19 protein-coding genes are annotated in these 19648 nt (G+C 73.4%); 12 read left to right on the top strand and 7 right to left on the bottom strand.

Annotated elements, in window-relative coordinates; genetic code table 11:
• Positions 1-305: 305 nt before the first annotated feature.
• Entirely contained in the window at positions 306-521 is a 216-nt protein-coding gene (locus SM447_RS25630; RefSeq protein WP_474575430.1) for a hypothetical protein, read from the bottom strand.
• A 502-nt stretch (positions 522-1023) separates the two neighbouring features.
• Here SM447_RS25630 and SM447_RS25625 point away from each other — a divergent pair.
• Positions 1024-1173 carry a hypothetical protein gene (locus SM447_RS25625; RefSeq protein ID WP_474575429.1) on the top strand — a complete coding sequence of 50 codons (150 nt, stop codon included), beginning with the start codon at positions 1024-1026 and terminating at the stop codon, positions 1171-1173.
• A 210-nt stretch (positions 1174-1383) separates the two neighbouring features.
• Here the strand turns inward: SM447_RS25625 and SM447_RS25620 are convergent, their stop codons facing one another.
• From SM447_RS25620 to SM447_RS25610, 3 genes are read right to left on the bottom strand one after another with little or no spacing between them, the layout of a single operon-like run.
• On the bottom strand, positions 1384-2145 hold the full coding sequence (locus SM447_RS25620; RefSeq protein WP_474575428.1) for a DUF2637 domain-containing protein: 762 nt from the start codon (positions 2143-2145) through the stop codon (positions 1384-1386).
• The gene (locus SM447_RS25615) at positions 2142-2714 is read right to left on the bottom strand and encodes a helix-turn-helix domain-containing protein (protein WP_474575427.1); all 573 of its coding nucleotides are present in this window, start codon (positions 2712-2714) and stop codon (positions 2142-2144) included. Before SM447_RS25615 ends, SM447_RS25620 begins: the two co-directional genes overlap by 4 nt.
• Positions 2711-3010: a hypothetical protein gene (locus SM447_RS25610; RefSeq protein ID WP_474575426.1), complete on the bottom strand. Its 300-nt coding sequence runs from the start codon at positions 3008-3010 to the stop codon at positions 2711-2713. The genes SM447_RS25615 and SM447_RS25610 overlap by 4 nt, the downstream gene beginning before the upstream one ends.
• A 79-nt stretch (positions 3011-3089) precedes the next feature.
• On the opposite strand from SM447_RS25610, the gene SM447_RS25605 reads away from it, so the two are divergent.
• From SM447_RS25605 to SM447_RS25595, 3 genes are all read left to right on the top strand, one after another.
• Positions 3090-3749 (top strand): single-stranded DNA-binding protein, encoded by a 660-nt coding sequence (locus SM447_RS25605; protein ID WP_474575425.1) that lies wholly within the window; start codon positions 3090-3092, stop codon positions 3747-3749.
• Positions 3750-3917: 168 nt separating this feature from the next.
• Entirely contained in the window at positions 3918-5018 is a 1101-nt protein-coding gene (locus SM447_RS25600) for a cobalamin biosynthesis protein (RefSeq protein WP_474575424.1), read from the top strand.
• Positions 5015-6556 carry a cobyric acid synthase gene (locus SM447_RS25595; RefSeq protein WP_474575423.1) on the top strand — a complete coding sequence of 514 codons (1542 nt, stop codon included), beginning with the start codon at positions 5015-5017 and terminating at the stop codon, positions 6554-6556. The genes SM447_RS25600 and SM447_RS25595 overlap by 4 nt, the downstream gene beginning before the upstream one ends.
• Positions 6557-6594: 38 nt before the next feature.
• On the opposite strand, the gene SM447_RS25590 is transcribed toward SM447_RS25595, so the two are convergent.
• Entirely contained in the window at positions 6595-6996 is a 402-nt protein-coding gene (locus tag SM447_RS25590; RefSeq protein ID WP_474575422.1) for a rhodanese-like domain-containing protein, read from the bottom strand.
• On the opposite strand from SM447_RS25590, the gene SM447_RS25585 reads away from it, so the two are divergent.
• The 4 genes from SM447_RS25585 (at position 6931) to SM447_RS25570 (ending at position 11104) form a co-directional block, all read left to right on the top strand.
• On the top strand, positions 6931-7740 hold the full coding sequence (locus tag SM447_RS25585; RefSeq protein WP_474575530.1) for a uridine kinase family protein: 810 nt from the start codon (positions 6931-6933) through the stop codon (positions 7738-7740). The genes SM447_RS25590 and SM447_RS25585 overlap by 66 nt on opposite strands.
• A gap of 64 nt (positions 7741-7804) precedes the next feature.
• Positions 7805-9175, top strand: coding sequence for a M20/M25/M40 family metallo-hydrolase (locus tag SM447_RS25580; protein WP_474575421.1), 1371 nt, complete (start codon positions 7805-7807; stop codon positions 9173-9175).
• Between the two features lie 62 nt (positions 9176-9237).
• On the top strand, positions 9238-9444 hold the full coding sequence (locus tag SM447_RS25575; RefSeq protein WP_474575420.1) for a hypothetical protein: 207 nt from the start codon (positions 9238-9240) through the stop codon (positions 9442-9444).
• Positions 9445-9517: 73 nt separating this feature from the next.
• Positions 9518-11104: an ATP-dependent DNA ligase gene (locus SM447_RS25570; protein WP_474575419.1), complete on the top strand. Its 1587-nt coding sequence runs from the start codon at positions 9518-9520 to the stop codon at positions 11102-11104.
• A gap of 4 nt (positions 11105-11108) precedes the next feature.
• Here SM447_RS25570 and SM447_RS25565 read toward each other — a convergent pair whose 3' ends face one another.
• On the bottom strand, positions 11109-11927 hold the full coding sequence (locus tag SM447_RS25565) for an SURF1 family cytochrome oxidase biogenesis protein (protein ID WP_474575418.1): 819 nt from the start codon (positions 11925-11927) through the stop codon (positions 11109-11111).
• Positions 11928-12211: 284 nt separating this feature from the next.
• On the opposite strand from SM447_RS25565, the gene SM447_RS25560 reads away from it, so the two are divergent.
• Positions 12212-13693, top strand: a complete 1482-nt coding sequence (locus tag SM447_RS25560; protein ID WP_474575417.1) for a cobyrinate a,c-diamide synthase — start codon at positions 12212-12214, stop codon at positions 13691-13693.
• A 3-nt stretch (positions 13694-13696) separates the two neighbouring features.
• On the opposite strand, the gene SM447_RS25555 is transcribed toward SM447_RS25560, so the two are convergent.
• Positions 13697-15829, bottom strand: coding sequence for a transglycosylase domain-containing protein (locus tag SM447_RS25555; protein ID WP_474575416.1), 2133 nt, complete (start codon positions 15827-15829; stop codon positions 13697-13699).
• A gap of 121 nt (positions 15830-15950) precedes the next feature.
• Here SM447_RS25555 and cobC point away from each other — a divergent pair, with 121 nt between their 5' ends.
• The 3 genes from cobC to cobA all read left to right on the top strand — a co-directional run bounded on the left by cobC (position 15951) and on the right by cobA (position 19487).
• A complete protein-coding gene (gene cobC, locus SM447_RS25550) occupies positions 15951-17036 on the top strand; it encodes an Rv2231c family pyridoxal phosphate-dependent protein CobC (protein WP_474575415.1) in 1086 nt (361 codons plus the stop codon).
• Positions 17036-18142 carry a nicotinate-nucleotide--dimethylbenzimidazole phosphoribosyltransferase gene (gene cobT / locus SM447_RS25545; RefSeq protein ID WP_474575529.1) on the top strand — a complete coding sequence of 369 codons (1107 nt, stop codon included), beginning with the start codon at positions 17036-17038 and terminating at the stop codon, positions 18140-18142. The genes cobC and cobT overlap by 1 nt, the downstream gene beginning before the upstream one ends.
• Positions 18143-18233: 91 nt before the next feature.
• The gene (gene cobA, locus SM447_RS25540; RefSeq protein ID WP_474575528.1) at positions 18234-19487 is read left to right on the top strand and encodes a uroporphyrinogen-III C-methyltransferase; all 1254 of its coding nucleotides are present in this window, start codon (positions 18234-18236) and stop codon (positions 19485-19487) included.
• Positions 19488-19648 lie beyond the last annotated feature (161 nt).

The raw sequence follows: 19648 nt of genomic DNA, 5'->3' as shown, positions 1-19648 counted from the left end.
CAAAACTTCTGATCCCTTACCCGACCTTCCAGACCCCTGCCATATCTGGGCATATGTCTACGGGGCCGGCGGCGTCAGTGTGCCCGCAAAGCCGCTCGAAGGTGTTCGGCAGGAGCGCCGAACACCTCGCCGAACAGTGAACCAACCGCCGCGTCGGGCTTGCCGGTTATGGTTCGTCGACGGCGCGAATCGGCCTGCATCTCTGGGTCAAGCGGCGGATCCCCCGGGGGGCCACCCGGGGGCCGCCTTCGAACGGTCGCGCCTACCAACGTCCGAGCGATGGACCGACAACAGGAGGAACGACATCAGGTGACCACGGTAACGAGAGACATCGGGCCGCACCAGCCCGTAGGCCCGCCCAGCACGGAAAGCCCTCTGATCCGGGCACTCATGACGGTCGCGGCCATGTCCATCGGGGCGGTGCTCTTGATCGCCCTGGCGTACAGGGGGCAGATGGGCAACGTCGGCCATGCGGCGATCACGGTGATCGGCGGCGTTGGGCTCGCCGCGATCAGCGCCATCACGGTGGTCCTCCGCAGGCGACCACCGAGGAGGCGAAGCTAACCCAGACGGGGGCGGGGCCGGAAGTTCATCTCGGGCCGCGGCAACATCCGTGCCGCCGGGGTGAGCGGGCGTGAAACCGGCCCCGCCCAACCCCCGCCCGGCCTTGGTGACTGCGTCGAGGTCGCCGACAACCTCCCGGCGTCGTCGGCGTGCCTTCGTCGCCCAGGTCGCCGAGCGAGCCTGACCCAGACGCGCGAAAGCGCCCGTCCCTTCGTGGGGCGGGCGCTTTGTTTCGCTTGCCTTAGGTGCTCGGCGTTTTGCAAATGGCGCACGCCGGACGAGGGATGCGGCGGTCCTCCGAATGGTGCGCTGGGAGGACCTGGGACGACCTCGAAGGACCTCGAAGGACCTCGAACGACACGCAAGGCGCACGCGACTGATACGCCCGGTCCCGTTTACCGAGGTCACGAGGGATCGACCGTGTTGCAGTGACGATTTGTAGCCTTTACCGTCCGCTGCGTGACCACCGAAGAACAGCACGGCGCGACGCCTCGCGACCGGCACAGCATCGTCCTCGATTACCTGCGGACCGCCCCGGGCTTCATCGCGAGTCTGAGCGGCCTCCTCGTCGCGGTGACGGGCCTTGTCATCGCGCTGGCGGCACGTTGAGCACGCCGGGCGACCGCCAGCCGTTCGCAGCGCACGGACGTGTAAACGCCTCATCCGCCCGACACACGCCCGACCGCGAGTGTCCATCGTGGCCGCGAGCTGCGAACGGGCGGGCAATGGCGGCACTCTGTCCGCCTGGGCGGCGCGGCTGTCCGCCCCGCGCCGAGGAGAGCGCCCGCCCGTGGCAGTGACGGGCGCTCTCCCTGCCGGTCAGCCGGTCGCCAGTGCCGGCGGTCGGATCGCCTGGCGGCGTCGTGACGGCAACCTGTCGGCGGGCATATACCGGCGGGCGGTTCGCTCACTCACGCCCAGCCGCGCGGCGACCTGGGCGGGCGTCGCGTCAGGCTTCTCGGCCAGCACTGCCGACACGCGATCGGCAGTCGCGGGCGGTGCCGCCAGCGTGTCCGGCGTGGTCGGCGGCGTGCCGATCCGGGCGACGACCGGCAGCAACCGCACGCCCGGCGGGACAGCCGGCGGACGGGGGCGCGGGGGCGCGGCGAGAGCGGGCCGCGAGGTGGTAGGGATCGCGTCAGGGACAGCCGTAGGCGGTTCGGGGGTACCGACGGCAGGGGTCGACGTTGCGAGTGCGTCAGAGAATTTCTCAGCGGGTGCGGGCGGGGCTGTGCCGGACCGCGTCAGGATCTCGACCGTCAGCAGCAGCGCCACGGCGGGCCACGCCGAGACAACGCGGGCGGTCGCGTTCGGCTCGGCAACGATGACGTTCGCGGCCAGCGACGCGGCCACGCCGAGAACGAACGCCAACCACGCCGACCAGCGCGACCGGCGACCGTCGCCGAGCGCCAGCGTGGCAACGAGGATCATGCCGTCAACCGACAGCGGCAGCAGCGCGGCCAGTAGCGGCGGCTGTCCGGCGCGCTCGGCAAGCTCGCGCATGTGGTCGTACGAGGCGACAGCAGCGATCCCGGTCACGGCGACCGTGCCGGCCAGCGAGGCGAAGCGACGCGCGTTCATCGGCCACCCGCCTTCGCCTCGCTGATGCACGGCACACAGCGCCCGGCAGGCTGCCCGATGTGCCCGGGACGCTGGCACCTGTCGCCACCGGACCGCATCGGCAGCGCGGCACCGCGCCGCTCGGCGAACGCCGGGCCGGCGGTAGCCGGTTTGTTCTTCGGAAGGAATCGACGCCAGTCGCGCGGAGCGCGCTTCTTCTCTTCGAGATGGTCTTCAGAACTTCGGGTGACACCCTGGTTGTCACCCCCGGCGGGCCGATCTGACACCCCCGTGCCCTGATCTGACACCCCCGGCTCCGTGGATGGCACCCGCGAGGCGGTCAGTAGCCGGTAAACGCGGGTTGCGATACCGGCGACCTTGGCCACGGCCAGCCGGCCGAGCTGAACAAGCTTCGCAAGCGCCCGCTGAACGGTCCGCTCCGAGCACCCCGCGTAGTCCGCCAGCGTCGCCACCGACGGCCACGCGACGCCCTCAGCGTTGGCGTGCGCGGCGATGGCGATAGCTACGGCTCGCTCGTTCTTCCCGAGATCCTTCGTGGCGAGCAGGGCCGCCTTCACAGTGGCGCTCACCGGGCACCCGCCAGGGCGTCAGCGAGGGTCACGACCGGAACGCCGAACAGGGCGGCGTAGACCGGCTCGGGGAAGTCCTCGGCGCCGGGCAGGGTCACCACGGCGTCAGCGGCGCGGGCGGCGTCCATGTCCTCGGCCAGCACGGCGAGGAGGTCGTCAGCGTCGACCGGGGCGGCCTCGGTCGCGGTGGTCACGAGGAATCCAGCGGCGAGCAGGGCAGCGACAGCGGCGGACAGCGCGGCGGTGGCGAGCGCCGGGCAGGCAATGTAGGCGGTTGGGGCGGTAGGCTTGTGCATGGTCAGGGGCCTTCTCTCCTGATCCGGCCCCGGGGGTGTTGGCGCACCCGCCGGGGCGTTTCGTTTCGGTCGGCGGATCGTGTGGGACCGCTTCACAACCCGCGTCCGGGTCAACTGTTGGCGCAAGCTCGCCGAGGGGGTGGCCGCCTCGGTGATGGTCGGCGACCCCGTGGTGGTCTGCGGCCGGCTCTACACCCGTGACTGGATCGACGACGCCGGCAACCACCGCACCCTGTACGAGCTGGAGGCCGTCGCCGTCGGCCATGACCTGTCCCGGGGGCGCGGGCGGTTCCTGCGTAACCGGCCCAGCCTGGCCACCAGCGCGGTCTCCGACGTCGAGGCCGAGCACCGGGTGCAGGGCGAGCCGACCGAACCGGTACCGGACGGCGAGGCACCCGCCCGGCCCGATCACCGCCCGGTCGACGACGACTTCGAGCTGCCCGACATGTCCGGCTACGGCGCTGGGTTCGCGGGCGGCCTCGACGGCGGTTCCACGGACGGGTCCGACCCGGGGCTTGCGGGCGGGTTCGAGTCGCCGGGCGGCGACCGACCGCTGGCGGAGGAGTTCGACGAGCTCGACGACGCCGGGGAGGCGGCCTCCGACGAGCTGGCCCCGGTTCCCGAAGGGGCCTCGGAGGCCGAGGTCGAGTCGGCGGTACGCCCGGAGGAATCGGGGGCGGGCGAGGCCGTGACCGGTCGTGGCCGGCGAGGGCGCGGACGGCTGCCGCAGCCTGCCTGACGGGTGCGAGCGAGGACCGTCCCTTGGCCGGTGACCGGGCTCGTCGTGCGACACAACGGGTACCCGTGGGCGGGTGATCGGGCAGATGGTGTGTCCGGTCACCCGCCGGCGGTCGGTGCGCGGGAACGGGTGGGGGTGGCTCCGCGCTAGGCTGGCCGCCCGGGGGTGATGCGGGTGCGACACGCGGGTGCGGTGGCGAACGCGACAGGGCTCGTCGCCGGCTACGCGCTTGACGCGCTGTTCGGTGATCCACGCCGGGGCCACCCGGTGGCCGGCTTCGGCCGGGCCGCCGCCGCCCTGGAACGCCGTCTCTACCGGCCCGAACGGCTGGCCGGTGGCGTCTTCACCGCGCTCTGCGTCGGTGTGCCGGTGCTGGTGGGCGCCGCTGCCACCGCCGGGACCCGGCGCCGGCCGGTGGCCCGTGCGGTGCTGGTGGCCGCAGGCACCTGGGCGGTGCTCGGCGGACGCAGCCTGCGCCACGAGGCGAAGACGATGAGCCGGTCGTTGCGCGGCGGCGACCTACCGGCCGCCCGGCAGCGCCTCGGGCATCTCTGTGGGCGGGATCCGTCGACGCTCGACGAGTCGGAACTCGCCCGCGCGACCGTGGAGTCGGTGGCCGAGAACACCTCCGACGCGGTGGTCGCCCCACTGATCTGGGGCGCCGTCGCCGGGCTGCCCGGCCTGCTCGGCTATCGGGCGGCGAACACCCTCGACGCGATGGTCGGTCACCGTAACGTCCGCTACGCCCGTTTCGGCACCCCGGCCGCCCGCCTGGACGACCTGCTCAACCTGGCTCCTGCCCGGTTGACCGGTCTGCTGACGGTCGCGCTGGCGCCGGTCGGCAGGGGCGACCGGGAGCGGGCCTGGCGGGTGTGGCGGCGCGACCGCAACGATCACCCCAGCCCCAACGCCGGGCAGTGCGAGGCGGCGATGGCCGGTGCGTTGGGCGTCCGGCTGGGCGGGCGCAACGTGTACTTCGGCCGTACGGAGGTCCGGCCGTTCCTCGGTGACGGCCCACGCCCCGAGGGGCGGCACCTGACCCGGGCCGCCCGGATCTCCCGGGCCGTCGGGCTGGCCGCCCTCGGGCTCGCGGCGGTGTACCCGTTGACCGCGGGTCGGTTGGTTGGTGCCGCCGCCCGCCGGACGGGTCGGCTGGGTGACCGAGCGGCTCGGCGGACGGGTCGACTGGCCGGCGTCGCCGCGCACCGCGCGGTCGACCAGGTCGGTGTCGCGATCGGCCGGACGTTCCTGCGGGCGAGCCGTCGGTGAGCGGTGGGCTGCTGGTCGCCGGCACCACCTCGGACGCCGGCAAGAGCGTGCTCACCGCCGGCATCTGCCGCTGGCTGCACCGCCGAGGCGTGAAGGTGGCGCCCTTCAAGGCGCAGAACATGTCGAACAACTCCGCCGTGGTGCTCGGTCCGGACGGCCGGGGCGGTGAGATCGGCCGGGCCCAGGCGATGCAGGCGGCGGCCTGCGGGCTCACCCCGGACCTGCGGTTCAACCCGGTGCTGCTCAAGCCCGGCAGCGACCTGGCCAGCCAGGTGGTGCTCCTCGGTCAGGCCGTCGACACGATCACCGCCGGCACCTTCCGGACGCTGCGTCCCCGGCTGGCCGAGACCGCGTACGCGGCCCTGGCCGAGCTGCGCTCGGAGTACGACGTGGTGATCTGTGAGGGTGCCGGCAGCCCGGCGGAGATCAACCTGCGTCACGGCGACTACGTGAACATGGGCCTGGCCCGGCACGCGGGGCTGCCCACCATCGTGGTCGGTGACATCGATCGGGGCGGCGTGTTCGCCGCGATGTTCGGCACCCTCGCCCTGCTCGATCCCGCCGACCAGGCCCTCGTCGCCGGCTTCGTGGTCAACAAGTTCCGCGGTGACCTGGGCCTGCTCGCCCCCGGACTGGACATGCTGCGACACCTCACCGGTCGCCCGACGTACGGGGTGCTGCCCTGGGCGCTGGACCTGTGGCTCGACGCGGAGGACTCGCTCGCCTACGGCCGGGTGCTCGGTCGCCCGGCCGCCCCGTACGGCACCGAGTGGCTGGACGTGGCGGTGCTGCGGCTGCCCCGGATCAGCAACGCCACCGACGTCGAGGCGCTGGCGACCGAGCCCGGGGTGCGGGTGCGGCTGACCGTCGAGCCGGCCGAACTCGCCGCCGCCGACCTGGTGGTGCTGCCCGGCTCGAAGTCGACCGTGGCCGACCTGGCCTGGCTGCGCGACACGGGGCTCGCCGACGCGGTGACCGCGCACGTGGCGGCGGGCCGTCCGGTGCTGGGCATCTGCGGCGGCTACCAGATGCTGGCCCGCGTCATCGACGACCCGGTGGAGAGCCGGCAGGGCCGCGTGCCCGGCCTCGGCCTGCTTCCGATCGAGATCGCCTTCGACCGCCGCAAGACCGTCCGACCGGCGGTGGGCAGCGTCGACGGTGACGTTCCGGTGCACGGCTACGAGATCCACCACGGGTACGTCTCGGCCGCCGACCCAGGGCTGACCCCGCTGCTGCGCGACGTCGGTGGCGCGGGCGAGGGCGCGATGCACGGCGTCGTGCATGGCACCCACTGGCACGGCACGTTCGAGTCCGACGAGTTCCGCCGCTGGTTCCTCACCCGGGCGGCCCGCCTCGCCGGGCGCACCGGCTTCGAAGTCGCGCCGGACACGTCCTTCGCCGCGGCCCGGGAACGCGGTCTCGACCTGCTCGGCGACCTGGTCGAGGAGCACCTGGACACGGACGCCCTGTGGCGGCTCATCGAAGCCGGGCCCCCAACCGACCTGCCGTTCGTCCCACCCGGCGCACCCCGAGTCTGATCCTGCGGGCTCGGGTGCCCGACCTGATGCCGACTGAATCAGTAGCGGACGTCGGCGGGCTGGTCGGCGAAGGGCAGCCCCGCCGACCGCCACGCCTCCACCCCGCCGATCATGTCGGTCGCCCGGTGCAGGCCCAGGGCCCGCAGGCTCGCGGCGGCGAGGCTGGAGCTGTAGCCCTGGCGGCACACCACGACGATCTCGAGGTCGTACCCGGTGGCCTCCGGAATGCGCCAGTCGCTTGCCGGATCGAGCCGCCATTCCAGCACCGTCCGGTCGATCACGATGACGCCGGGCAGATCGCCCTGTTCCCGACGTTGCGCGTCGGTGCGCGTATCGATCACGAGTGCACCCCGGCTCGCGGCCTGCACCGTCTCCTGCGGGGTCAACCGGGTCATGCCCGCGCGGGCCTGTTCCAGCAACGCCTCGACGCCGGGACTCATCACGGAATGGGACACGCCACGATCATGCCGCCCGTGCCCAGGCGACGCGGTCCGAAGTGGCCGGGGACAACCCGATCGGTAACGTCGGTGCCCGTGGTGGCGGTCTTCGAGGCGTACGCCGGACTGGCTCGGCGGGTGCTGGCCGGACCGGCCCGGTTGGGGCGTACCCGACTGGTGGCCGTGGACGGGCCCAGCGGTGCGGGCAAGACGGTCTTCGCCGCCCGCCTGGCCGACGCGCTCGCGGCTGAGACGCCCGATGCCGGTCGGCCGCCGGTGGTGCACACCGACGACCTGCTCGACGGGTGGGACGACCAGCTGAGCTTCTGGAGCCGGCTGGAGGAGCAGGTGCTGGCTCCGGTGCGCGCCGGGCGGGGCGGCGCCTACCGTCGCTACAGCTGGGTGCGGCGGTGCTTCCTGCCCGACCCGGTGCCGGTGCCGGTCACGCCGGTGCTGATCGTGGAGGGGGTCAGCGCGGCCCGGGCCGCCGCCGTGGCGGACCTGACCCTGGCGGTCTTCGTGACCGCCCCGCAGCCGCTGCGGTTGACCCGGGCGGTGGCCCGCGACGGTCCGGTGATCCTGCCGGAGCTGCGCCGCTGGCACGTCACCGAGCGCGCCCACTTCGCCGCCGACGGCACCGCGGCCCGAGCGGATCTGGTCGTCGACGGTGCCCCCGCCCTACCGCACGACAGCGAGCGCTACTACTGCCGGGCCGCGCCCGACAGCGTCGGCCGCCCGGTCCCCTGACTCCCGCACCCGGCGTGCGACGTCGGCCGCGTCGTGCGGTAAGGCCCGTCATACGATGTCGGTCATGACAACACCGACCTTGACCGAGTCTGACCTGCGGGAAGCCGTCGCACGGGAGCTGCCCGGCGTACGCGCCGACCTGGAGCGTCTCGTTCGCATTCCCGGCGTCGCCTTCGACGGCTTCGATCACGCCCACGTCGAGCGTTCCGCCGAGGCGGTGGCCGAGTTGCTGCGCGGCTGCGGCCTCGACGTGGAGGTGATCCGGGCCGGTGGTCAGCCCGCGGTGGTCGGCCGGAAGGCGGCACCGCCCGGTGCGCCGACGGTCATGCTCTACGCCCACCACGATGTGCAGCCGATCGGCGATCCGGCACTGTGGGAGTCCGACCCGTTCGAGCCGGTGGAGCGGGACGGCCGGCTGTACGGGCGGGGTGCCGCCGACGACAAGGCCGGCATCATGGCGCACATCGCGGCGCTGCGCGCGTTCGGCGACCGGCTGCCCGTCGGCGTGGTGGTGTTCGTCGAGGGGGAGGAGGAGTACGGTTCCGAATCCCTGGAGCGGCTGCTCGGCGCGCACCGCGACAAGCTCGCCGCCGACGTCATCGTGATCGCGGACTCGATGAACTGGGACGTCGGGGTGCCGGCGTTGACCACGTCGTTGCGCGGCATCGTCAACTGCTTCGTCGAGGTGCGCACACTGGATCACGCCGTGCACAGCGGGATGTTCGGTGGTGCCGTCCCGGACGCACTCACCACGCTGGTCCGGTTGCTCGCCACCCTGCACGACGACGCCGGGACCGTGGTGGTAGAGGGTCTGGTCGGGCGGGAGGCGGCCCGGGTGGACTATCCCGAGGACCGGTTCCGGGCCGAGGCCGGGCTCTGCGACGGTGTGCGGTTGGTCGGCACCGGCCGGATCACCGACCGGTTGTGGACCAAGCCGGCGATCGCGGTGCTCGGCATCGACGCCCCGGCCACGGACGAGGCACCGAACGCGCTGGTTCCGGCCGCCAAGGCCAAGCTGAGCGTACGGCTGGCGCCGGGTGACGAACCGAAGCGGGCGTACGAGGCGCTCCGCGCCCACCTGGAGAAGTACGCGCCGTGGGGCGCGCAGGTCGAGGTGACCTTCGAGCATGACGGTGCTCCCTGCGTCATCGACGCCAGCGGCCCGATGTTCGACGCCGCCCGGTCGGCCTTCCGTACCGCCTGGGACGGCACCGACGCGGTGGAGATCGGGATCGGCGGCTCCATCCCGTTCATCGCCACCTTCCAGGCCATGTTTCCGCAGGCGGCGATTCTGGTGACCGGAGTGGAGGACCCGCACGCCCGGGCCCACGGGCCGAACGAGAGCCTGCACCTGGGCGAGTTCGCCCGGGTCTGCCTCGCCGAGGCGTTGCTGCTGGCCAGTGTGGCTGAGGTGGGGCCGAGGCCGAACCCGTAACTTCGCACCGACAGTCGCCGTTTCCGGTGTGTCGGACGTGGGGCTGTTGTAGCCTCTCGAACATGCGTACGAACGAGGTTCTGGCCCGCCTGGAGGCCGCCGTCAGCGCTCTGGGGGACGTCGACGTCTCCGCGTGGCCCGAGGACACGCTCAAGGAACAGCTCGGTGAGCTGTCCGCCGCTCTGGTCGCCCTGGACGCGTCGCTGTCCCGCATCGCCGACGGCGTCCGCGCCCGCGGGCTGCGCATCGAGGAACCGGTCCCGGCCTGACGTCGCGACGGCCGTGCCGGACGCCCCGGCGCAGGTGACGCCGGTTGTCGGGGGTGGCTGGCAGGATGAGGTCGTGCGGTTCCTGGACCTGGCTGCCACCTCCGCGGCCGTCGGCGCCACCTCCGGTCGGCGGGCCAAGGTGGAGCTGCTCGCCGACGCCCTGCGGCGGCTCGACCTGACCGAGGTGGCGGCGGGTTCCGGTTGGCTCGCCGGTGAGCTGCGGCAGCGGCAGACCGGCGTCGGTTGGGCCGGCCTGCGCGACCTGCCCCCGCCGGCGTCCGAGCCGACACTGACCGTCTCGGCCGTCGACGCGGCGATCGACGAGATCGCGGCCGTGCACGGCGCGGGCTCGCAGGCTCGCCGTCGAGCCCTGGTGCACGCGCTCTACGCGGCCGCCACCGCCGAGGAGCAACGGCTGCTCACCGGCCTGTTCCTCGGCGAGCTGCGGCACGGCGCCCAGGCGGGCCTGCTCGCCGACGCGATCGCCCGAGCCGCCGGGGTGCCCGTCGCCGCCGTACGCCGGGCGCTGCTGCTCGCCGGTGACCTCCGGGCGGTGGCGGTGGCCGCGCTCGGCGGTGGTGCCGCGGCACTGGCCGAGTTCGGGCTGCGGGTGGGCCGGCCGCTTGCGCCGATGCTGGCGCAGAGCGCGTCCACGGTCGACGAGGCCCTCGCCGCCACCGGCGTGCCCGCGGTGGTCGACGTGAAGCTCGACGGCATCCGCATCCAGGTGCACCGCAGCGGTTCCGACATCGCCGTCTTCTCCCGCAGCCTCGACGAGATCACCGCCCGGGTGCCCGAGGTGGTCGCGGCCGTGCGTGCCCTGCCCGCGCGGGAGATCGTCCTCGACGGTGAGGCCATCGGGCTGGACGCCACCGGCCGGCCGTTGCCGTTCCAGCAGACGTCCAGCGCGGCCGCCCGCCGGGCCGGTTCGGCCGGCCCGGCGGCCGGGGCGCCGGTCGCCCCGGCGGTGCGCGCCGCCGCCGAGCGGACCGGTCAGACCGTGCTCACGCCGTACTTCTTCGACCTGCTGCATCTGGACGGGGTGGATCTGATCGACCTGCCGGGCCGGGAGCGGTGGGCCGCGCTGCGTGGCACGGCCGACGCGTCACTGCTGGTCGGGCGAATGGAGGTGGACGACCCGGAGCGGGCCGGTGCGGCGTTCGCGGCCGCGCTCGACGCCGGCCAGGAAGGCGTGGTGGTCAAGGCGCCCGAGGCCCCCTACGATGCCGGCCGGCGCGGCGCCGCCTGGGTCAAGGTGAAGCCCCGACACACCCTCGACCTGGTCGTGCTCGCCGTTGAGTGGGGCAGTGGCCGCCGCACCGGCTGGTTGTCGAACCTGCACCTGGGTGCCCGAGATCCGGACACCGGCGGGTTCGTGATGCTCGGCAAGACCTTCAAGGGGCTCACCGACGAGCTGCTGCGCTGGCAGACCGAGCGCTTCCTCGGCCTCGCCGTCGAGCGTGGGGACTGGGTCGTCCGGGTCCGACCCGAGCAGGTCGTGGAGATCGCCTTCGACGGTGTGCAGACCAGTTCGCGTTATCCCGGCGGGGTCGCCCTGCGGTTTGCCCGGGTGGTCCGCTACCGGGACGACAAGACCGCCGCCGAGGCCGACACCATCGACGCCGTCCGGGCGATCCACGCCGGCCGTCCGTCCGGCTGAACGATCAGGTGGCGGCTGGTGTACCGGGCTCGGCGGCCCGGTCGCGGGGCCGTTCGTCGACCACTCCGGCGACTCGGCGCGCCTCGCGGCGGGCGGCCCAGCCGTAGCCGACCAGCGTCATCGCCGCGAAGATCCACCACTGTACGACGTAACCGAGGTTCTGCCAGTTGTTGGCGTGACCCACCGGTACCGCCCGGAACACCGGGTCGGCGGCCGGCGTCTGCTCGTCGAGCAGCAGGTACGCGCCGTGCACCGGGTACGGCAGTTCCCCGGCGAGCTGGGGTACGGAGACCCGACGGCTCTCCAACCGGCCCTCGCGTCGGGACACCTTGGCGTCGCCGCTCTCGCTCGCGTGCACCCGACCCTCGACGGTCACCTCACCCGCTGGTGCCGGTGGCACGTCCGGCTGCGCCAGGGCTCCGCCCGGTGCGGGCGGGATCCAGCCCCGGTCCACCAGGACGGCGGTGCCGTCGGCCAGCACCAGCGGGGTGACCACCTCGAAGCCGACCCGGCTCTCGACCGTCCGCCCCCGCACCAGGACGATGTTGTCGGTGTCGTACCGACCGGTCACGGTGACCCGGGTGAAGGTCCGTTCCTCCGCCGGGGGCTCGCCGACCGTTCCGGGGCCGCCGGTCGGGGCGGGCAGCGCCTCCCGCAGCGGCACCGGGTCCATCCGCAGGCCGGCGTCGATGCGCTCGTTGACCGCCGTACGGCCGTGGTAGCGGTCCAGCTGCCAGTTGCCGAGCAGCACCATCACCGTGGCGGCGGCCAGAGCCAGCACGAGAAGGCCCAGCCAGCGGGGCGTCAGCAGGAACCGGTACACGCCACGAGATTACCCGTGTGACCGTCGCCACTGTCGCGAGCCACCGCCGCGCCTCGTCGGCCGCTCCCGTGCCGGGCCGCCGCAGGCAGTGGCCCATGACACAGCCGGTCGGCGGAGATCCGTCCGTGGCGGAGCGTGCCGATGTCGGGGCGGTCCGCCACCGAGGGCCTGAGCTGGACCGGACGGAGCGGCGGAGGGTGCGTGTGGGCGCCCGGGTTCGGCTATCGTCACGCGGGCGGAGCGCGCCGACGGTCGGCACGCCGACCGCTCGCGAGGAGTCGATGATGACCGTCGTGCCGCGTCTGGTGCTCAGTGCCCCATCCTCCGGACACGGCAAGAACGCGCTGGCGATCGGCCTGCTCGCCGCGCTCGCCGACCGGGGCCTGGACGTGGCCGGGTTCAAGATCGGGCCGGATCAGGTGGACGCGGCGTATCTCGGGCTGGCCGCCGGTCGCCCCGGCCGCACCCTGGATCCGCGGCTGGTGGGCACCGATCGGCTCGCCCCGCTGCTGCTGCACGGCGCGACCGGCGCCGACCTCGCCGTGGTGCAGGGCAGCATGGGTCTGTACGACAGTCTGACCGGCCGGAGCGAGACCGAGTCGACCGCCGCCATCGCCACCGTGCTGCGCAGCCCGGTGGTGCTGGTCGTCGACGTCGCCGCGATGGGTCAGTCGGTGGCCGCCCTGGTGCACGGCTTCCGGGCGTACGACGAACAGCTGTGGATCGGCGGCGTGATCCTCAACCGGGTCGCCTCGGCCCGGCACGAGGCGCTGCTGCGTGAGGCGCTCGACGACATCGGCATTCCGGTCTACGGCGCGCTGCGCCGCCAGGATCTGCCCGCCGTGCTGCCCTCACGTCGCCACGGGGTGGTACCGGTACTCGAGGGCGCCGGCGAGGCCACCCGGGCCGTCCGGCGGTTGGGCGAGGCGGTGACCGCCACGGTCGACCTGGAGCGGCTGCTGGGCCTGGCCCGCTCGGCGCCGGCGCTGGGTGTGCAGTCCTGGTCGCCGCAGGGCATCGGCGAGGCGGCACCGACCCTGCCCGCCGGTGCCGCTCGCCCGGTGGTGGCGCTGGTGGGTGGACCAGGCGGCAGCTTCAGCCACGCCGAGACGGCCGAGCTGCTGCGGGCCGCCGGGGCCGAGGTGGTGACGCTCGACCCGTTCGCCGACGAGGTGCTGCCGGCGGGCACCCGGGCCCTGGTGGTCGGTGGGGCCCTGCCTGAGTCGTACGCGGAGCAGCTCTCCGCCAACCGGCGGCTCTGCATCGCGGTCGCCGAGCTGGCCCGGACCGGCCGTCCGGTGGTCGCCGAGGGGGCCGGCCTGCTCTGGCTGGCCCGGGAACTCGACGGGTTGCCGATGTGCGGGGTGATCGACGCGATCGGCAACCTCCGGGACGGACTGGTGGTCGGCTACCGGGAGGCGACCGCGCAGGGTGACAGCGTGGTCGCCGATCGGGGAGAGGTGGTCACCGGCCACAAGGAGCATCGGGCCGTCCTCACTCCCCGGGGTGGGCAGCGGCCGGCATGGAGCTGGCCGGGCGGCGCGCCGGAGGGGTTCATCTGGCGTGGGGTGCACGCCTCCCAGCTCGTCCCGCACTGGGCCGCGTACCCGAGGATCGCGACGCGGCTGGTGGCCGCCGCCGCGGCCGAGCCGGCCACGGTGCCGGCCGGGAGCGGCGGCGGTGCCCCGGCCGGGCCGGCGGGTGTCGCGCCGGGCGGCCCGGCCGGTGTGGTGGCGTCCGGGCCGGCCGGTGCGCCGTCAGCCTGATCGTCAACCGACTATCCGGTCCGACGGCGGGACGAAGTTCCGGACCGGTTTGCCCTTCAAGGCGTCCCGGAGGGTGTTCGCCACCGCCGCGATCGGGATCTGCGACTGGCCGTCACCCACCGCGTTGAAGGGGTTGTCCGGGTCCGAGATGAAGCTGGCGGCCGCCAGCTCCGGCGTGTAGCCGACGAACCAGGCCGACCGGGTGCTGTCCGTGGTACCGGTCTTGCCGGCCACCGGCCGTCCCACCGTGCCCCGCACGCTGTCCGCCGTGGACCAGCCGCCGCAGCCACCCCGGGCCGGGGTGTCGCCGGTGGGGCAGCGGGCGGCGTCGGTCGCGGCGCGGGCCGCGTCGGCGCTGACCACCTGGCGGCAGCGTGGCTTGGCCACCTCCCGCTCGATGCCGCCCGGCGTGGTGTACGTGGCCGGGGTGCCGTCCCGGTTGTAGATCGCGTTGACCGGCAGCGCCTCGCAGTAGCGTCCGTCGGCGGCGACCGCGGCGTAGGCGTTGGCCATCTCCAGCGGGGTGGCGTCGGAGACGCCCAGGGTGAAGGCCCCCCACTTGTTGGCCTTCGCCGGGGAGGCGTGCTCCCGGTCCACGTCGGTACGCCAGCGCAACCCGAGTTGCTCGGCGAGTCGGACGGCCCGCTCCGCCCCGACCTGCTCCTCCAGCCAGACGAAGTAGGTGTTGACCGACTTGCCGAAACCGGACCACATGGTCTGCATGCCACTCATCGCGCCGCTGGCGTTGGACGGCTGCCAGCCGTCGTAGACCTCGGAGCGGTAGCTGTGCGGCGCGTTGAAGGTGGTGTTCAGCGTCATGCCCGCGTCGAGGGCGGCCAGCATCGGGAACATCTTGAACGTCGACCCCGCCTGGTACCCGGGCAGGTCACCACCGCCCATCAGGGGTGCCACCGTGTTCGGATAGTTGGCCTTCACGTCGGGTCCGGCCTCGGGGTTGGAGCTGAGCGGGTTCTCGTCCAGGTTCAGCGAGTAGGTGCGGTTGACCGCCATCGCCTTGACCCGCCCGGTGCCGGGTTCGGAGACCACGATGCCGTTGGCGTACGGGCTGCCGGTGTTGCCCTTGGTGCCGACGTTCGCCTCCGCCGCCGCCTGGATCTTCGGGTCCATGCTCAGCACGATGCGATAACCGCCCCGGCGCAGCTTGTCCAACCGTTGCAGCCGGTTCTCCCCGAAGGCGGGCTGAGCGCTCCACCAGTTCTTCACGTAGTCGCAGAGGAAGCCCCAGCTGTTCCACTCCTCAGGCACCGAGGCGCAGTCGTTGGGCGGGTAGGTCAGCCGCAGTCGGATCGGCTCGCCCTTTGCCGCTTGAGCCGAGTCCGGCGAGAGGTAGCCGAGCCGCGCCATGTTGTCGAGCACGTAGTTGCGCCGCGCGGTGGCGTCCTTCTGGTCGGAGCTGGCCGGGTCGTACTGTGAGGGTGATTTCACCAGTCCGGCGAGGGTCGCCGCCTCGACCGCGGTCAGCTCCTTCGGGGTCTTCGAGAAGAAGATCTCGCTGGCGGCATAGATGCCGTACGCCCGGTGACCGAAGTACGCCGAGTTGAGGTACCGCTCCAGGATGTCCTCCTTGCTCAGCTCCTTCTCCAGGTCGACGGCCATGCGCATCTCCTTGACCTTGCGGATCGGGGTCTGCGCGGTCGCCTCCTGCACCTCTCTCGGGGTGGTGGCGCTGTCGCGCAGCGCCATCCGGACGTACTGCATGGTGAGCGTGGAGGCGCCCTGGGAGACGCCACTGGAGCGGGCGTTGGCCACGAAGGCGCGGGCGACGCCCTTCGGGTCGACGCCATGGTGCTGGTAGAAGCGGTTGTCCTCGGCGGCCACGATGGCCTGCTGCATGTTCGGCGAGATGTCCGACAGCTTCGTGTACTGCCGGTACTCCTCGAAGAACATGGTCAGCACGGTCTTGCCGTCGGGCGCGTACAGGTACGAGGTCTCGGCGGGCAGGGCGGTGGTCAGCAGGCGGGTCTTGCTCTCCACGGCGTGCGCGGTGGCCTTGGCACCGATGCCGGTCACCGCGACGACGGGGTACGCGGCGGCGGCGACGACGATGCCGGCGATCAGACCGGCACGGAGCAGTGGAACGAGACGACCAGCGGCAGCAAGGGGTCGATTGCTCACACCGCCAAGTTATGACATTTCCGATTCGTCCATGAGAAATACTCATGAAGTGACCGGTGGTGATGCGGCCCACCCTCCGGGTTGCTGTCCCCCGCGCCACCTTCCCGGCAGGATCTCGGTCATGCATGGCCAGCCGACCACGACGTGCGGTGCGTCGCCGGCCGAGCCGGATCTCACCCACCACGGTGACGCCGAGGTCGCGGCGGGACTGGTCGATCTCGCCGTGAACGTGCGGCGCGCGCCGCTGCCACCCTGGCTGGCCGGGCCGATCACCGCCGCGCTGGCCGACCTCGCCGGGTACCCGGACCCACGCCCGGCCCGCGCCGCCGTCGCCGCCCGGCACGGCCGGCCTCCCGAGGAGGTGCTGCTCACCGCCGGAGCGGCCGAGGGCTTCGTGCTGCTCGCCCAGGCCCTGCGCGGGGTGCACCGGCCGGTGGTGGTGCACCCACAGTTCACCGAACCGGAGGCCGCGCTGCGGGCGGCCGGGCACACCGTGGAACGGGTACTGCTCGACCCGGCGGACGGATTCCGGCTCCACCCGGACCGGATACCCGCCGACGCCGATCTGGTCATGATCGGTAACCCGACGAACCCCACCTCCGTGCTGCACCCCGCCGCGGACCTCGCCGCCCTGGCCCGCCCCGGTCGGGTGCTGGTGGTCGACGAGGCGTTCGCGGACACCACCGCCACACCCGGCGTACCGGGTGAGCCGGAGTCGCTGGCCGCCCGCCGGGACCTGCCCGGGCTGCTGGTCGTACGCAGCCTCACCAAGACGTGGGGGTTGGCCGGGTTGCGGATCGGCTATCTGCTCGGCGAGGCCGAGCTACTGGGTCGGCTGGCCGCCGTACAGCCGCTCTGGGCGGTCTCCACCCCGGCCCTGGCCGCCGCCACGGCCTGCGCCGGCCCCGAGGCGGTCCGGGCCGAACGCGCCATCGCCGCGCAACTCACCGCCGACCGCGAACACCTGGTCGCGCGGCTCGCGGCCCTGCCCGGGGTACGCGTGGCAGGCCGCCCGGCCAGCGCCTTCGTGCTGGTGCGGTGCTCCGGTGCCGACCGGATCCGGGACCTGCTGCGGGCGCGTGGCTGGGCGGTACGGCGGGGCGACACGTTTCCCGGGCTCGGCCCCGACTGGCTGCGGATCGCAGTGCGGGATCGGGCGACCACCGACGCGTTCATCGAGGTGCTGGCCGAGATCATGGAGGCATGATGCTGGAGAACACCATCGCGGCCGTCGGCCCGCTCGACGAGCCGGCGATGACCGCCGCGCGGCAGTTGCAGGCGCGCCTGACCAAGCCCGCCGGCTCGCTCGGCGCTCTGGAGGAGCTGTCCGTGCGCCTCGCCGGCCTGGCCGGTACCTGCCCGCCGCCGGTGCCCGCCCCGGCGGCCGTGGCGATCTTCGCTGGCGATCACGGCGTACACGCCCAGCGGGTCAGCCCCTGGCCGCAGGAGGTCACCGGGCAGATGGTCGGCAACTTCCTGGCCGGAGGGGCGGTGGTGAACGCCTTCGCCCGGCAGGCTGGCGCCTCGGTGACCGTGATCGACGTCGGGGTGGCCACTCCGCTGCCGGTTCCGGACCCGGCGGACGCCGACGCCCCGGGCGGTACCGGTGTCCCCGCCGCGCCGGAGGTGCCCCGGCTGATCAACGCCGCTGTCCGGCCGGGTACCCGGGACATGACCGTCACCGCGGCGATGACCCGCGACGAGGCGCGGGCGGCGGTGGAGGTGGGCATCGGTGTCGCCGGGCAGTTGGTCGATGCCGGAGCCGGAATCCTGCTCACCGGTGACATGGGGATCGCCAACACCACCCCGGCGGCCGCCCTGATCGCCGCCTTCACCGGCGTCGACGCCGCCGAGGCGACCGGCCGGGGCACCGGCGTCGACGACCCGACCCACCAGCACAAGATCGAGGTGGTACGGGCCGCGTTGCGCCGGCACACCCCCGACCCGGCGGATCCGCTCGGTGTGCTCGCGGCCGTCGGTGGACTGGAACACGCCGCGCTGGCCGGCTTCGTGCTCGGCGCGGCCGCCCGACGCGTACCGGTGCTGCTGGACGGCGTGATCGCGGTCTCCGCCGCGCTTGCCGCGGCGGCCTTCGCGCCGGACGCGGTCGCCGCCATGGTCGCCGGCCACCGCTCCGCCGAGCCCGGCGCCACGGTCGCGCTGCGCCGGCTCGGCCTCACCCCCCTGATCGACCTCGGCCTGCGGCTGGGTGAGGGCACCGGCGCGCTGCTGGCCCTGCCCGTGGTCACCGGCGCGGTCCGGGTGCTGCACGAGGTGGCCACCTTCGACTCCGCCGGGGTGGCCGAGAAGTGAACGAGCGAGACGTTCGGCTGCCGGGCTCGGCCCGAGCGCGTAGCGAGGCGGCGTGAGCGAGCAGAGTGAGCGAACCGTCGGGTTCAGCGGCGTGAGCGCCAACGCGTACCCCCTCGGGCTCCGGCTCGCCGGACTCCGCGTGGTCGTGGTCGGTGGGGGTGCGGTCGCCACCCGGCGGGTACCGGCGCTGCTCGACGCGGGCGCGGACGTGCTGCTGGTGGCACCGGAACTCACCCCGGCCCTGCGGGCGCACGTCGACGCCGGGCGGCTGCGCTGGGTGCCGCGCCGGTTCGCCCCCGAAGACCTCGACGGCGCCTGGTTGGTGCAGGTCGCCGTCGACGACCCGGCCGCCGCGGCAGGGATCAGCGTCGCCGCGGCGGAACGTCGGATCTTCTGCGTACGCGCCGACGACCGGCACGCGGCGACGGCCTGGACACCGGCGGTGACCCGGTACGGCCCGGTCACCGTGGCGGTGCACGGCGGTGGGGATCCACGCCGGGCGGTGGCTGTCCGCGACGCCGTCCGCACCCTCCTTCAGGCCAGGACGGGGCCACTGCTGACCGACCAGACGGCGCAGCAGCCCCTGGGCGGTCACGGCGGCGTCGGCCAGGTCTTCCTGGTCGGTGCCGGACCCGGTGACCCGGAACTGATCACCCTGAAGGGATGGCGGCTGCTCAGCGAGGCCGACGTGGTGGTCGCCGACCGGCTGGTGCCCGGACTGCTCCTGGACGAGCTACGCACCGGCGTGGAACTGGTGGACGCCTCCAAGATCCCCTACGGACCGTCCCGCGCCCAGGAGGAGATCAACCGGATCCTGGTGGACCGGGCGCTGGCGGGAGCCTCCGTGGTCCGGCTCAAGGGCGGTGACCCGTACGTCTTCGGCCGGGGCGGCGAGGAACTGCTCGCCTGCGCGGCGGCCGGAGTGCCGGTCACCGTGGTGCCGGGCGTGACCAGCTCGATCGCCGCCCCGGCTGCGGCGGGCATCCCGGTCACCCACCGGTCGGTGGCGCACGAGTTCACCGTGGTGTCCGGACACGTCGCGCCGGATTCGCCGGAATCACTGGTCCGCTGGGACGCGCTGGCCGGTCTACGCGGCACGCTGGTGATCCTGATGGGCCTGAAGAACCTGCCGTCCATCACCAGCACACTGCTGGCGCACGGGCGGACGGCCGGGACGCCGGCTGCCGTGATCCAGGAGGCGACCACCGGTGGTCAGCGGGTCCTCCGCTCGACCCTCGGTGAGGTGGCCGACGCGGTGGCCGCCGAGGGACTGCGCCCGCCGGCGGTGGTGGTCGTCGGCGACGTCGTCGCGGCACTGGAATCGGCTGAGCTGTCCGACTCCTGATCGGCCCTCGCGGGGGTCGGGTGGGTCTGTCTGCCTGGGTCTGGAGACGCCGCTGGCCGGCACCCTGGTTCGGGTGCCGGCCGGCGGTCTTGTTTCCCCCTGTGGAGGAATGTCTAGGGTTGTCAGCTGTTCCAGTGTTGGGCGACGAGGTCGGCGGCCTG

The sequence above is a fragment of the Micromonospora aridisoli genome (assembly GCF_056150025.1).
This window is presented reverse-complemented; position numbering and strand designations above follow the sequence as displayed.

Excerpts from the sequence above, each read along its gene's own strand:
- SM447_RS25590 (WP_474575422.1), bottom strand. The coding sequence starts at position 6,996 with ATGAGTCCCGGCGTCGAGGCGTTGCTGGAACAGGCCCGCGCGGGCATG.
- SM447_RS25600 (WP_474575424.1), top strand. The coding sequence starts at position 3,918 with ATGCGGGTGCGACACGCGGGTGCGGTGGCGAACGCGACAGGGCTCGTC.
- SM447_RS25580 (WP_474575421.1), top strand. The coding sequence starts at position 7,805 with ATGACAACACCGACCTTGACCGAGTCTGACCTGCGGGAAGCCGTCGCA.
- SM447_RS25620 (WP_474575428.1), bottom strand. The coding sequence starts at position 2,145 with ATGAACGCGCGTCGCTTCGCCTCGCTGGCCGGCACGGTCGCCGTGACC.
- cobC (WP_474575415.1), top strand. The coding sequence starts at position 15,951 with ATGCATGGCCAGCCGACCACGACGTGCGGTGCGTCGCCGGCCGAGCCG.
- SM447_RS25560 (WP_474575417.1), top strand. The coding sequence starts at position 12,212 with ATGACCGTCGTGCCGCGTCTGGTGCTCAGTGCCCCATCCTCCGGACAC.
- SM447_RS25630 (WP_474575430.1), bottom strand. The coding sequence starts at position 521 with ATGGCGCTGATCGCGGCGAGCCCAACGCCGCCGATCACCGTGATCGCC.
- SM447_RS25575 (WP_474575420.1), top strand. The coding sequence starts at position 9,238 with ATGCGTACGAACGAGGTTCTGGCCCGCCTGGAGGCCGCCGTCAGCGCT.
- SM447_RS25610 (WP_474575426.1), bottom strand. The coding sequence starts at position 3,010 with ATGCACAAGCCTACCGCCCCAACCGCCTACATTGCCTGCCCGGCGCTC.
- cobT (WP_474575529.1), top strand. The coding sequence starts at position 17,036 with ATGCTGGAGAACACCATCGCGGCCGTCGGCCCGCTCGACGAGCCGGCG.